Annotated in this window: 12 protein-coding genes; 3 read left to right on the top strand and 9 right to left on the bottom strand. The window is 74.6% G+C overall.

The genetic code is table 11. The features are described from left to right. Positions 1 to 62: 62 nt before the first annotated feature. The 3 genes from ACZ5FU_RS20305 to ACZ5FU_RS20295 all read right to left on the bottom strand — a co-directional run bounded on the left by ACZ5FU_RS20305 (position 63) and on the right by ACZ5FU_RS20295 (position 3045). Positions 63 to 1256 (bottom strand): glycoside hydrolase family 64 protein, encoded by a 1194-nt coding sequence (locus ACZ5FU_RS20305; RefSeq protein WP_468646747.1) that lies wholly within the window; start codon positions 1254 to 1256, stop codon positions 63 to 65. Positions 1257 to 1479: 223 nt separating this feature from the next. Continuing rightward, positions 1480 to 2235, bottom strand: coding sequence for a dienelactone hydrolase family protein (locus tag ACZ5FU_RS20300; protein WP_468838206.1), 756 nt, complete (start codon positions 2233 to 2235; stop codon positions 1480 to 1482). Positions 2236 to 2424: 189 nt separating this feature from the next. Further along, on the bottom strand, positions 2425 to 3045 hold the full coding sequence (locus tag ACZ5FU_RS20295; protein ID WP_451528623.1) for an L-threonylcarbamoyladenylate synthase: 621 nt from the start codon (positions 3043 to 3045) through the stop codon (positions 2425 to 2427). A 76-nt stretch (positions 3046 to 3121) separates the two neighbouring features. On the opposite strand from ACZ5FU_RS20295, the gene ACZ5FU_RS20290 reads away from it, so the two are divergent. The 3 genes from ACZ5FU_RS20290 (at position 3122) to ACZ5FU_RS20280 (ending at position 7566) form a co-directional block, all read left to right on the top strand. Beyond that, positions 3122 to 3595, top strand: a complete 474-nt coding sequence (locus ACZ5FU_RS20290) for a MarR family winged helix-turn-helix transcriptional regulator (RefSeq protein ID WP_468646745.1) — start codon at positions 3122 to 3124, stop codon at positions 3593 to 3595. Between the two features lie 306 nt (positions 3596 to 3901). Next, positions 3902 to 5494 carry an MFS transporter gene (locus tag ACZ5FU_RS20285; RefSeq protein WP_451779808.1) on the top strand — a complete coding sequence of 531 codons (1593 nt, stop codon included), beginning with the start codon at positions 3902 to 3904 and terminating at the stop codon, positions 5492 to 5494. Between the two features lie 539 nt (positions 5495 to 6033). After that, positions 6034 to 7566, top strand: a complete 1533-nt coding sequence (locus ACZ5FU_RS20280; protein ID WP_451528620.1) for a helix-turn-helix domain-containing protein — start codon at positions 6034 to 6036, stop codon at positions 7564 to 7566. 188 nt (positions 7567 to 7754) lie between these two features. On the opposite strand, the gene ACZ5FU_RS20275 is transcribed toward ACZ5FU_RS20280, so the two are convergent. From ACZ5FU_RS20275 to ACZ5FU_RS20250, 6 genes are read right to left on the bottom strand one after another with little or no spacing between them, the layout of a single operon-like run. Then, entirely contained in the window at positions 7755 to 8978 is a 1224-nt protein-coding gene (locus ACZ5FU_RS20275) for a cytochrome P450 family protein (RefSeq protein WP_468646743.1), read from the bottom strand. Then, a complete protein-coding gene (locus ACZ5FU_RS20270) occupies positions 8975 to 10213 on the bottom strand; it encodes a cytochrome P450 family protein (protein WP_451779811.1) in 1239 nt (412 codons plus the stop codon). Before ACZ5FU_RS20270 ends, ACZ5FU_RS20275 begins: the two co-directional genes overlap by 4 nt. Continuing rightward, positions 10210 to 10866 carry a GTP-binding protein gene (locus ACZ5FU_RS20265; RefSeq protein WP_451528617.1) on the bottom strand — a complete coding sequence of 219 codons (657 nt, stop codon included), beginning with the start codon at positions 10864 to 10866 and terminating at the stop codon, positions 10210 to 10212. The genes ACZ5FU_RS20270 and ACZ5FU_RS20265 overlap by 4 nt, the downstream gene beginning before the upstream one ends. Beyond that, complete coding sequence (locus ACZ5FU_RS20260) at positions 10838 to 11200, bottom strand: DUF742 domain-containing protein (protein WP_451528616.1); 363 nt, start codon at positions 11198 to 11200, stop codon at positions 10838 to 10840. Before ACZ5FU_RS20260 ends, ACZ5FU_RS20265 begins: the two co-directional genes overlap by 29 nt. Further along, complete coding sequence (locus tag ACZ5FU_RS20255; RefSeq protein WP_468646742.1) at positions 11197 to 11619, bottom strand: roadblock/LC7 domain-containing protein; 423 nt, start codon at positions 11617 to 11619, stop codon at positions 11197 to 11199. Before ACZ5FU_RS20255 ends, ACZ5FU_RS20260 begins: the two co-directional genes overlap by 4 nt. Further along, positions 11616 to 13061, bottom strand: a complete 1446-nt coding sequence (locus tag ACZ5FU_RS20250; RefSeq protein WP_468646741.1) for an ATP-binding protein — start codon at positions 13059 to 13061, stop codon at positions 11616 to 11618. Before ACZ5FU_RS20250 ends, ACZ5FU_RS20255 begins: the two co-directional genes overlap by 4 nt. Positions 13062 to 13098 lie beyond the last annotated feature (37 nt).

Below are 13098 nucleotides of genomic sequence, written 5' to 3'. Positions count from 1 at the left end.
TCTCGCCCCGGGGGGAGACGTCCCGCACGTGGGTTTCCGCGCGTGCGGGACGTCCGCCCTCCTCAGCTCAGCGGGTCGAGCGTCAGGTAGGCCTGGAGCGGCGACCCGTCGTGCACGAGCGACTCGTGACGGCCGACGTCGTCGAAGGCGAACGCGTACGCCTTCCCGTCGGCCGTCCGCGCGTGGATCGCGCGGGCGTAGTGATCGGTCACCGCGTCCTGGTAGAAGGCCGCCGAGGTGGTGTCCGGCTGGTTCGGGTTGACCAGCAGGGTGGACCGGTGGAACCCGGCGCACAGGGTGCGGGAGATCGGCCCGCGCACGGCGTCGTTGGGGGCGTCCAGCAGGCGGTGGCAGCCGAACACGCTGTCCGCGTCGGGCTTCTGGAAGCTGGTGACGACGGCGCCCGAACCGTTGGTGAAGTTCATGACGCCGCCGGAGACCCGGCCGTAGTACTTCGTGCCCGGCTGGTCCGCGAACGGCGTCACCGTCAGCGTCGAGGCCGTGTACTTCTGCCAGACGCGGTTGATGTAGTCGTCCAGCACGGTACGGGGCAGCGCCCCGGTCTCGACGCCGTACAGCGGGGACAGCGCCCGCAGGACGGTGCCGTCGGAACGGGTCTGGATCAGGTTCGCCCAGCCGCCGGCCTGTCCGCGCAGGGCGTCGAAGAAGCCGTTGTAGCCGCCCGCCTTGAGGCGGCCGGTGGTCACCGTGCTCCCGTCGGCGCGCTGCACGCCGACCGAGTAGGGCGCGGAGAACATGTCGACCTGGGTGCTGTTGAGCCACAGCCCCGCGTCGTTGAGCGTGTACTCCGACCAGTTGAACAGGATGTTCCGGTTGGGGTCGCCCGGATTCTGCACGGCCGGCTGCACGAGCCCGCCCGTGGTCAGCTTGAACACCAGCTTCTGGCCGTACGAGAAGTAGATGCGGCCGGAGAACTTCGGGATCCGGACGGTCGTCGACCTCCCGGCCGCCGGGCCCGTGATCGAGGCGTCCGGCGCCGGTGTGGGCGGGTTGCCGCCGGCGGGCCACGGGTGGAAGGTGCCGTTCGCGTCGGCCCAGCCCTGCTGACCCGTCGTCAGGAGGGTGCCGAGGTTGTAGACGTAGAGGGGTTCGCCCCGCCCCGAGTTGTTGGTGATCTTGAGCGGGATCGTGGTGGGAACGGCGGCCTGGGCCGGTGGTCCCAGGGTGAGCAACGTGCCGACGAGCGCGGCGGCTCCTGCCGCCGCCGCCAGCCGGGACCTGAGGGTGCGCAGCACTCTCCACCTCCGTGCGGGTAGGCCTGTGGGGGTAGGCCTGTGGGGTTGGTCCGTACCTGTTGAGAGCGCTCTCAAGGTCGCATCAGGATGTGAGCATGTCAATAACCGCGTACGGGACGTCCACGAGACCCGCACGGAGGGGCGCCCGCGGTGTCCTCGCCGCGGGCGCCCGGCCGGAGCCGTGCCGGAGCCCCTCCGTGACGCCTTCCGGCTCCCGCCGGAGTCAGAAGGTGCGCTCCAGCAGGTCCAGCAGGGCCGCCCAGTGCCGCTCGGAGGCCGCCTCCTGGTAGGCGGCGGTGTCGGCCTGGGTGAAGCCGTGGCGTGCGCCCTCGTAGACCTCGCAGCGGTGGCGGACACCGGCCGCCGTCAGGGCCTTCTCCAGCCGCTCCTGCTGCTCGGGCGGGAGCGAGGCGTCCTGGTCGGCGTGGCCGAAGTACAGCTCGGCGGTGATCCGGCCGGCCGTCAGGTGCGGACTGTCCGGCTCCTCGGTCGCCAGGCGTCCGCCGTGGAACCCGGCCGCCGCCGCGACCCGCTCGGGATGGGTGCCCGCGGTCAGCAGGGAGAGCCGGGCGCCCATGCAGTACCCGGTCACCGCCACCGGCCCCGCGGTGACCAGCGGGCTCTCCGCCATCCAGCGCAGGTACGCGCCGGCGTCCCGCATCGCCAGCTCGTCGGTCAGGGACCTGATCACCGGGCCCAGCTTCTCGAAGATCTCCGGGCGGGCCGGCGGGTCGATGAAGTCGGGTATCTCCACGACGGGGCTGCGCCCGTGGCGGTGGAAGACGTTCGGCACCAGCACCGTGTACCCGGCCCCGGCCAGCCGGTCGGCCATCGCCCGCAGGTGGGGCCGCAGCCCGAACGCGTCCTGGTACAGCAGGACGCCCGGACGGGGCGCGCCGTCGGCGGGACGGGAGAGATAGGCGTCCGCGACGCCGTCCTCGGTGGGGACGTCCACGGCTGTTCCCTGTACGGGGGGCATGCGGGGGTGCCTCTCTGTGTGTGCGGCGGACGGTCGGAGGTCGGCGGTGGTCGACGGCGGGTGGTCGACGGTAGGTGGTCGGCGGCGGGTGGCCCGCCGATCCGCCGGTCCGTCGTTGTCGTTGCATGGGCCATCGAAATCGGCCGCGTCGGGACCCGCTCCCGCCCCCGTCCCCGGCCGGTGACGGTCCTACTCGAAGCGGGAGGCGTCGCCCGCCCCGTACCGGACGATCTCCGCCTCGCCGCTCGAGAAGTCGATGACCGTGGTCGGCTCGGTGCCGCAGTCCCCGGAGTCGACCACCCCGTCCACGGAGTGGTCGAGCCGGTCCTTGATCTCCCAGCCCTGGGTCATCGGCTCCTCCTCGCCCGGCAGCAGCAGCGTGCTGGACAGCAGGGGCTCGCCGAGTTCGGCCAGCAGCGCCTGGGTGACGACGTGGTCGGGGATGCGCACGCCCACCGTCTTCTTCTTCGGGTGCTGGAGCATGCGGGGCACCTCCTTCGTCGCCGGGAGGATGAAGGTGTAGCTGCCGGGCGTCGAGGCCTTGACCGCGCGGAACACGTCGTTGTCGACGTGCACGAACTGTCCGAGCTGCGCGAAGTCCTGGCAGACCAGGGTGAAGTGGTGCTTGTCGTCCAGTTCGCGGACGGCCCGGATCCGGTCGACGCCGTTCCGGCTGCCGATCCGGCAGCCGAGCGCGTAGCAGGAGTCCGTCGGGTACGCGATCAGCGCGTCCGCCCGGATGGCCGCCGCGACCTGGGCGATGGTGCGCGGCTGCGGGTTGTCGGGGTGAACGTCGTAGTACTTCGCCATTGGGGGAGCTTATGCCGTGCGGAGGGAGAGCGGCCTTTTTTGACATAGGTATGAAGGGATACCTATCCTTTCTGTCATGTCCGACACCAGCGCGCCCTCCGGGGGCACCGACCGTACGGCCTCCGGGCTGGCGGCCTGCCTCCCTGCGCTGCACCGGGCCCTGGACCGCCGGGTGGCTTCCGCCTACCCGCACCCCAAGCCGCCCGAGGGACAGCTCCTGCTGCTGAGGTTCGTCGCGCAGCAGGAGGGCGCCACCGTGCGCGAGGCCGCCGACGCCCTGCTGATGAAGCCCAACAACGTCAGCGCCCTGGTCTCCCAGATGACGGAGGGGGGCCTGCTGGAGCGCCGCCGGGACAGCACCGACAAACGGGTCGCCCGCCTGTATCCGACGGCGACCTCCCGGCGGCGCCTCGCCGAGGTCCGCGACCTGGAGACCGGTTACCTCTCCGAGGCCCTGCTCTCCCTCACCGACGGCGAGCTGGACGCCCTCGGCTCCGCGATCGGCGCCCTCGTCTCCCTGACGCGCCACCTGCACGCCGCCGCGCACTGAACCGGGACAGGCCGCCTCGGCCTGTTCCCGGCCGGGCACGCGGTGCCCGGGGCCTCCGGCGCCGCGTCCCGCGGAGCGCCGCCGTCCAAGGCCGCCGTCACCCGTGGTCACCGCCACCCGTGGTCACCGTCGTCCGTGGTCACCGTCGTCCGAGGCCGCCGCACCGTGGGCGTCCGGGCGCCCTCGGCGCCGCCGGTCCGCGTCCCCGGCGGGTGCCGCCCCTTTCCTCGGCTTCCTCGGCGAACCCGCACCCACCCCTGCGCGGAACCCCGTCACACCATCCCCGTACACAGAGAAGGCTCCTCCATGCCGTCCACCACCGTGGATCACTCCGGCGCGCCCGCGCGCGCCGCCGCGCCGCCGTCGGCCACCGGCCGCTTCCGCTCCAACCCCTGGCTCACCCTCTGCGCGGTCGCCTTCGGCCTGTTCATGGTCCAGCTGGACGCGTCCGTCGTCGCCATCGCCAACCCCGAGATCGGCCGCGACCTCCAGGCCTCCACCGCCGACCTCCAGTGGGTCACCAACTCCTACCTGCTGGCCCTGGCCGCCACCCTGATCCTCGGCGGCAAACTCGGCGACCGCTTCGGCCGGCGCACCTTCTACCTCGTCGGCGTCGCCGGCTTCGCCGTCTCCTCGGTCGCCATCGGACTGTCCGGCTCCATCACCGGCGTGATCGTCTTCCGCGCCCTCCAGGGCGTCTTCGGCGGCCTGCTCATGCCCAACACCCTGGGGCTGCTGCGGGCGGTGTTCCCGCCGAAGAAGTTCGGCATGGCCGTCGGCATCTGGGCCATGGTCTCCGCCGTCTCCACCGCCCTCGGCCCGATCGTGGGCGGCCTGCTCGTCGAGCACGTCAGCTGGGAGTCGGTCTTCTACGTCAACCTGCCCATCGGTGTCGTGGCGTTCGCCTTCAGCGCCCTCGTGCTGCCGCAGTCGCGGAACTCCACCGGACACCACCGCTTCGACGTCCCCGGCGTCCTGCTGCTCGCCGTCGGCCTGATCGTCCTCGTCCTCGGCGTCGTCAAGGGGGAGACCTGGGGCTGGACCTCTCCGGGCACCTGGGGCGCCCTCCTCGCCGGGCTCCTCCTCCTCGCCGTCTTCGGCTGGTACGAGACCCGCGTCGAGCACCCGCTGCTGCCGATGCGGCTGTTCCGCAGCCGCTCGCTGACCGTCGGCGCGGTCATCACCGCGCTCAACTTCTTCGTGCTGCTCGGCGCGATCTTCTTCATCATGCTGTACCTGCAGAACGTGCGCGGTCACACCCCCGTCGAGGCCGGTGTGCGCACCCTCCCGCTCAGCCTCGCCTCGCTGGTCGCCTCCCCGCTCGGCGCGGCCCTCACCGGCCGCTTCGGCGCCCGCTTCTGCATGCCGCTGGGCATGACCCTCCAGGCCGCCGCCTGCTTCGGCCTGCTCACCTGGTCCACGGACTCCTCCTACGCCACCATGTGGCCGCCGTTCGTCGCGCTCGGCCTCGGCGTCGGCATGGTGCTGGCCGCCTCCTCGGACGCCATCGTCGGCAACGCCCCGGTCCGGGACGGCGGGGTCGCGGGCGGCCTGCAGGCCACCACGCTCCAGATCGGCGGCGCCCTCGGCACCTCCGTCCTGGTCTCCGTGATCAGCGCCGAGGTCGGCGCCACGCTCGGCGGCGAACTCACCCGGGCCGGAGTCCCCGCGGCCACGGCGGCCCGGCTCGGCGAGGCCGAGGACGCGGTCGCCATGGGCGTCGCCCCCGTCTCCGCGGACATGCCGGAGCAGCTGCGGGCGGCCGTGCTCGAAGGCAGTGGCCAGGCCTTCATGAACGGCCTGCACGCGGCCTCCCTGGTCACGGGCCTGCTGTGCCTGGCCGGCGCGGTGGTGGCCGCCGCGGGTCTGGGCGGCAGGTCCTCCGCCTCCGCCCACTGACACGACCGGCACACGCCGCGATCCGTCCCGGTGCCGTACCGGCGGGGCGGATCGCGGCGCGTCGCCCGCGCGCCGGGCGTCACCCCTGCGCGGGGGCGAGCGCGCGCCCCCGCCCGGCCCGTCTGCCCGGCCCGTCTGCCCGGCCCGTCCTGCCCGGCCCGGCCCCGTTCCGCCCCCAGGCCTCGTCCCGCCCGCCCTGTTCGGCCTGCCCGGCTCGCTTGTCCTGCTCGGCTTCGTCCCGTCCGTCCCGTCCGTCCCGTCCGTCCCGTCCGTCCCGTCCGTCCCGTCCGTCCCGTCCGTCCCGCACCCCGGGCCCGTCCCGCCCTGGCCTGCCTCGTCCGTCCCACTCGGCTTCGTCCCGCCCGGCCCGGACCACCCCGGCCGCGTCCCGCCCGGCCGCGTCCCACCTGGCCCGCTCCGGCCGGCCGTGGGCGGCGGCGGACACGGTCCGGGTCGGTGCCGGCGTCGGTGAGGTAACGTCCCCGACCGATATGACGGGTTCGGCCCAGGGGGCCGTGAGGGACGAGGAGTGCGCCGACATGACCGGCCGGGACGACGAGCACCGCCCCACGGGTGCGGCGGTGACGGACCACGCCGACTCGACGTGGGCGCAGGAACTGCTGGACCACCTGCGTCCCGCCGGACGCGACGTCGCCAGGATCGTCGGCTGGCTCGGCGCCACCGTCGACGCGACCGTCTCCCTGCGCGACGAGAACGGCACCCCCCTCGCGGGATCGCCCGCGCCGCTCGACGAGGCCCTGGTGACGGACATCCTCACCGGCCGTCTCGCCTCCGCCTCCTGGGAGGGCGACGGCCGCCACCTGCGGATGATCCGCGTCGAACTGCCGCCGCCCGCCGCGGCCGGAGTGCTCGCCGTCGCCCGGACCGCGCCCTTCGACCGGCGCGCCGCCGACATCGTCACCCACACGGCCGCCGCCCTCGAACTCCTGCTGCGCGCCCAGCGCACCACCGCCACCGGACACCGCCTCGCGCGGGCCACCTCCGACCTGCGCCTGGCCATCCTCCAACTGCTCATGGTCGAGGACACGAGCGCGGCCCGCAGGGTCGCCGCGGGCCTGTGGCCCGGCCTCCTCGACACCGACACCGCGTGCGTCTACGTCGTCGAGAGCCGTCCCGCGGACCGGGACCGGTTGGCCGAGGCCTGCATCGAGGCCACCCGTGAGCAGAGCCTGGTCGTGCGCTGCCCGGCCGAGGACGCCCACGTCATCGTGGTGACCCCGCGCGACACCGCGGGCGCCGACCTGCGCGCCCTGTGCCACCGGCGGCGCGACACCTTCCTCGGCGGCAGCGCCCGCCAGAGCCTCGCCCACACCGCCGCTGCCTACGGCCAGGCCGTCAGCGCGCTCGCCGTCGCCCGCTTCCGCCCCGACAAGACGGCCGTCTACGCCGAACGCACCCACCCCGAGCGGCTGATGGACCCCGCCGCGCTGGGCGCCTGGACCACCCGCCTGCTGCGCCCCCTCGACACCCTCGCCCACCACACCCGCGCCGAACTCCTCGCCACCACCCGGCTCGGGCTGGAGTTCACCGCCGTCAGCGCGGCGAAGGTGCTCGGCGTCAGCCGCAACACCGTCCGCGCGCGCATGGAACGCGTGGAGAACCTCCTCGGCGCGGACTTCTCCGACCTGGCCGTCCGCGCCGCCGTGCACCTCGCCCTGAACACCGAGGCCTGCCCGGTCGAGGACCGCCGTCCCCGTGCCGGCGCGCCCGCCCGCCTCGGCGACCTGCTCACCGGGCCCGCGCTGCGCACCTGGGCCCACGGCCTGCTCGCCCGCCTCGACGCCGACGGCCGCGACCTGCGCGGGACCCTGCGCGCCTGGATCGCCGCCGGTGGCAACGCCGAACGGGCCGCCCAGTTCCTCGGCGTGCACGCCCAGACGGTCCGCGAGCACGTCCGCGGCGCCGAACCCGTCCTCGAACGCCGGCTCCTCGCCGCCGGCAGCGACCTGTACGAGGTCGTTCTCGCCCACCTCGCGACCGGGGCCCTCGGCCCGCCCCGCCTGCACGCCGACCCGCAGGCCGCCCCGCACCCCGACCGCCACCAGGCGTAATCGGGCCATCCGGACGCACCTGTGCACAGGTGAGCCCTCGGGCGCCGGGAGCGGGCACCGGCACGATTCACAGGCGGCGCGCCCGGCACGTAGGTTCGACGTGCCGCGGGGGCGCGACCGGCACGGGGGACTGGTCGCGCCCCCGCGATGCCGCCCCCGCCGTGATGCCGTCCCCCTCCCGAGCGCGGTCAGCCGCGCAGCCGGACCGGGATCTCCTGCCAGCCGCTCGCGATGAACGACGCCACCTGCTCCAGCTTTCCGGCGTCCGTGTCCAGCCGCAGCCCGGGGAACCGGTCGAACAGGGCGGGCAGCGCGGTGAGCGCCTCCATCCGGGCCAGCGGAGCGCCGATGCACCGGTGCACGCCGATCCCGAAGGACAGGTGGTCGTCCGCCCGGCGCGCCGCGTCGAAGACCTCCGCGTCCGCGCCGTAGTGCGCCGGGTCCACGCCGGCCGCCGCGTACGTCGTGACGATGGCGTCCCCGGCCGGGATCGTCACGTCGCCCACCTTCAGGTCGCTGACGGCGAACCGCAGCGGCAGCGTGGCGATCGACGGGCGCAGCCGCAGGGTCTCGTCGACCACCGCGTCCCAGCCGACGTCCCCGCGCCGCACGGCCGCCAGCTGTTCGGGCGCGTCCAGCAGCGCCACCACGGCGTTCCCGATGAGGTTCACGGTCGTCTCGAACCCGGCGCCGATCACCAGCAGCAGCGTGTAGAGCAGCTCCTCGTCACTGAGCCGGTCGCCCTCCTCGTCGCGCACCCGGATCAGCTCGGTGGTCATGTCGTCGCCGGGGTGCGCGCTCTTGTACGCGATGAGCCCGCCGAGGACCGAGCCGATCCGCTCCTGGACGCGCGCGGCGTGCTCCGGGGTGGGATCGGTGGTGTCCATGATCGAGGCGACCAGCCGGACGTGGTCCTCGCGCATGTCGTCGGGCACGCCGAACAGTTCGCAGATGATCCGCATCGGCAGGGGATGGGCGAACGCGGCCTTGAGGTCGACCGTGTCCCCGCCCCGGTCGAGGGTGTCCAGCAGCTCCGCCGTGATCGTCTCCACCCGCCGCCGCAGCGACTCGGTGCGCCGCTGCGTGAAGCTCGGCGCGACCAGGCGCCGCAGCCGGGCGTGGTCGGCGCCGTAGGTGGAGAGCATGTTGATCACGCCGACCCAGCCCAGGATCCAGCCCCAGGAGGGGTGTTCGCCCAGTTCCGGCCACAACCGCCAGTGCCGGCGCGGGTCCTTGCTGACCTGCGGGTCGAGGATCAGCTCCCTGAGGGTGTCGTACCGCGTGGGCGCCCAGGCGGGGATGCCGCCGGGCAGTTCGATCGGCACGACCGGGCCGAGCGCGCGCAGCCGGGCGCTCTCGGCGTGCGGGTCGGAGCCGAACGGGTCGAGGACGATGCGGTCGGTCACGGTCACGAGGGAACTCCCGGATGGTCGGTGGCGCGGGGGCTGAAGCGGACGGGCAGCGCGGTCAGGGAGCGATGGAAGGGGCCCGGCCGCCAGGAGAGCCGCTCGCGGGGCAGCACCGGGTCGAGGTCGGGCAGCCACTGGGTGAGCCGCTCGATCGCCTCGGTGACGATCAGCAGCGTGTGCTGCTTCACCGGACAGGCGTGCGGTCCGGCGCCCCACGACAGGTGCGAGGCGTCGTGGGGGTGCCGGTCCGTTGCCGCTCCCCGTTCGGCGAAGAGGCCGAGCGCCCCGTACGACACCACCACCGGTACGGCGTCGCGCAGCCACACCCCGTGGAAGGAGACGGGCCGGCGCGCGTAGTAGATGCCGTAGTTGGCCAGGGGCGTCTCGTGGTGCAGCACCTCGACCACCGCGTCCATGACGGGGCGGGCGCCGCTGGTGAGGGTGGAGTAGTAGAGCGGGTTGCCCAGGATCCGCGACAGGGTGTTGGACAGCAGGTTCGCGGTCGGCTCGTAGCCGGCGCCGAGGGTGAGGAACACCTGCCAGGTGACCTCCTCGCCGGTGAGTCCGGCGGGATGGCCGAGGAGCCGGCTGGGCAGGTCGTCGCCGGGCCGCCCGGTCTTGGCCGCGATCAGCTCCAGGACGTACCGGGCGTACTCCGCCTCGCCCTCGGCGGCCTGCGCACCGCCCTCCATCATCTTGCCCAGACCCGCCTCGAGCCGGTCGCCGGCGCTGTCCGGCAGCCCGAACAGGTCGTTGAAGACCAGCGCCATCAGCGGCCGCGAGAAGTCCGCGACGAGATCGGCCGTGCCGTGCGGACCGATCCGGTCCACCAGCAGGCGCACCGCACGGTGCACCCGCGCCCGGAGGTCGTGCGGCTCCACCAGGTCGAACACGTCGATGAGGGTGGTCCGGTAGCGGACGTGCGCGGCGCCGTCGGCGAACAGGGCGTTGGGCCGCCACCGCATCATGCCGAGCACCGGGGAGTCCGCCGGGACGGTCCCCTCCCAGGCGCGCGGATCGTGCGAGAACGTCTCCTCGTCGTGCAGCACGTCCAGCGCCGCCCGCCGGTCCGTGACCAGGTACGCCGGCACGCCGGGCGCCAACTCCGCCCAGCCGATCGGGCCCTGGGCCCGCAGGGCGGCGTAGTGGCGCCGCGGGTCCGACGCGAAGCCGTCCTCCCACAGGCGCACGGGAGCCGAACGCGAGAAGTCGTGCCGGTCCGGGGGATAGGTGGTCACCGGGCCTCCGCCGGGTCGCGGGCGATCAGATGGTCGACCAGCGCGAGCAGCGCGTCGACGGAGGAGTCCGCGTCCCGCGCGTCGCAGGTCACCAAAGGGGTGGACGGCTCCAGGTCCAGGGCGCGCCGCAGCCGCTCCTCGCCGTGGTGCAGGGGCGCGTCCGGGAACGCGTTGAGGGCGACGGCGTACGGCAGTCCGCTCTCCTCCACCAGGCCCAGCACGCCGAACGACGCGTCGAGCCGGCGGCTGTCGACCAGGACGAGCGCGCCGAGCGCGCCGTGGGCGATGTCGTCCCACAGCGACCGGAACCGCTCCTGTCCCGGGGTGCCGAAGAGGTAGAGGACCACCCCGCCGGGCAGGCTGATCCGGCCGAAGTCGATGGCGACGGTCGTCGTGGCCTTGTCCCGCGTCCCGGCCAGGTCGTCCACCTGCGCGGACGCCTCGCTGAGGGGTTCCTCGGTGTGCAGCGGGCGGATCTCGGACACCGAGTCGATCAGGGTCGTCTTGCCCACCCCGAACGGTCCGGCGACCAGGATCTTCACCAGGTCACGGGCGGTGTCGGGCTGGTGGACCGCGCCGGGGACGCCGGGCCCCGCCTCTCCGGCGCGGTCCGCGGGACGGGGGTCAGGCGTGCTTGAGGGCGCGGAGGCCATCGGCCACTCTCTTCAGCAGGTCGGGGTCGAAGCGGTCGGCGGGCGGAATCGGCGCGCGGGTGTGGATCAGGTCCCGGTCGGCGAGCCCGGCCGCCAGCACCCGGACCGCGGAGACCGGCAGCCGGAGCAGCGCCGCCGCCTCCACCACCGCCAGCGAGCCCTCCTCCAGGGCGTCCAGCAGGGCGAGCTGGGCGGCGGGCAGGCCGGGCGGCGGATGCTCACCGGTGCGGGCGAGCACCGAGAGCCGCTCCAGACGCGGGTGGCCGGGCCCGGCCACCCCGCCGGTCGACAGGTACGCGGGAACCAGGGGACGGCCGGCCGGGCGAGCGGTCACGCCGGAGTGCGGTCGTCGGCTCCCCGGGGCGCGGCCGTCATGGCCTTCCCGCCCAGTCGCGCCACCTGCGAGTGCACCCGGTGCGCCAGCAGGTCCAGCCGCACCTCGCCGTCGCCGTACGCGGCGACGCAGGTGCCGTGGTCCGTCGGCACGATCAGCACGTAGCCGTGGTCGGACTCGATGACGACCTGGCGCACCTCGGCCCCCTCCCGGTCGGCGAACGCCGCCGCCGCGGTCCGGCACGCCCCCTGCACGGTGCTGGTGATCGCGGCCACCCGCTCCGCCGACGGCTGCGACAGCGCGTCGGTGTACCCCGTCACGAGCCCGTCGCGGGTCAGCATGACGGCGGCCACCACGTGCGGCACCTGGAGGATCGGCTCCAGCACCCATGCCGTGTCACCCGTGTTGCGGCCGGTCATGCCGCACCCCCTTCGTGGTCGATGTCGTCGGTGCGGTCGGTGCGGTCGGTGCGGTCGGTGTCGCGGGCCGTCGGCCGGGCGGCGCCCGCGGGTGCGGCGCCGGCGCGCGCCGCCGTGGTGCCCGTCTGGAGCGCGCCGAGCACCGCCGCGGCCTCCTCCGGCCGCCGGGCCTGCCGCGCGGGCCCGGGCACGGCCGGCCCGGGCGCGGGGACGGCGGGCGCGGGGCGGGTGCGGCGCCGCCGCCGCGGCAGCCCGTCCTCGTCCGTGGGGGCGCGGTGCCCGGGGGAGTCCGGTACGGCGTCCTCCGTGCCGTAGGCGTGCGCCGGGGCGGGAGCCGGAGCGGAGGCGGCGGGGGTGGCGGGGGTGGACCTGCGGGTGGTGCGCGGCGCACTCGGGGCCGGGGGCCGGTCCGCCGGGTCGAGCCGGCTCAGCAGGTGGCTGCCGACCCGCAGGACCGCGCGGACCCCGCCGTAGGGGGAGGCCGACGAGACGTCGACGGACAGGTCGAACTGGCGGGTGAGACGGCCGATCGCGGCCAGGCCCATGCGCGGCGGGTCGCCCAGGTCGGTCAGGAGGATGGGGGCGTCGCCGGCCACCAGCCGCTGGGCGCGGTCGCGTTCGTCGCGGGTCATGCCGAGGCCCGCGTCGTCGACGGTGACGCACACCCCGTGGTGGACGTGCTCCAGGCTCACCACCACCTCGGTGTCGGGCGCGGAGTGCCGCAGCGCGTTGTCGAGGAGTTCGGCGACGATGATGGCGACCGGCTCCACGGCGTGCGAGACCAGGGCCGTGCCGGGCTCCAGGTGGTTGTGGACCTCGACCCGCTGGTAGCCCGCGAGCCGCGCCTGGCCGCCGGTGACCGCGTCCACCAGGTGCGACTCCTCGCGGGCGAGCCCCACCCAGGCCCCGCACACCACCGCGGCGACCTGGGCGCGCCGCAGCGACTGCTCGTTCTCGTGGTCGAGCTGGAACAGGGTCTGCGCCAACTCGGGGTCGTCGTAACGCTGCTGGAGTTGCCGCAGGGCGTCCTGGAGCCGGTACAGGGCCGCCTGGATCTCCCGGGTGGCGCCGCGCATCCCGGCCTGGGCGGCCGCGTCCACCCGGGTGCGCTGGGCGGTCACCTCGGACCGGAGCGCCGCGAGCACGTTCTCCAGGGCGATGCCGAGCGGGGTGCCGGCCGTCAGCGGCTGGAGCGGGCCGGGCACCGCCAGGTGCGGATGGGCCGTCTGCCGGGCGGCGGCGGGCACCCGGTGGGCCGCGAGGTGCTCGACCTCGGCGGTGAACGCCCTCTGGGAACCGTCGAGCCGGGTGCGCAGGGCGGCGATCTCCGCCCGCTGCCGGGTCTGTCGCCGTCGTAACCGCAGCAGCCCGCCGCCGAGGGCGAGCGCGGACAGTGTGCCGGCGGCGAGGCCGCCGGCCACCAGGTCCGGTAATTCGATCATCGATTCGGTTCCAGGGAGGGTCGGTGTTTCGGGGAAG

It is taken from the genome of Streptomyces sp. NPDC031554, from assembly GCF_055580685.1.
This window is presented reverse-complemented; position numbering and strand designations above follow the sequence as displayed.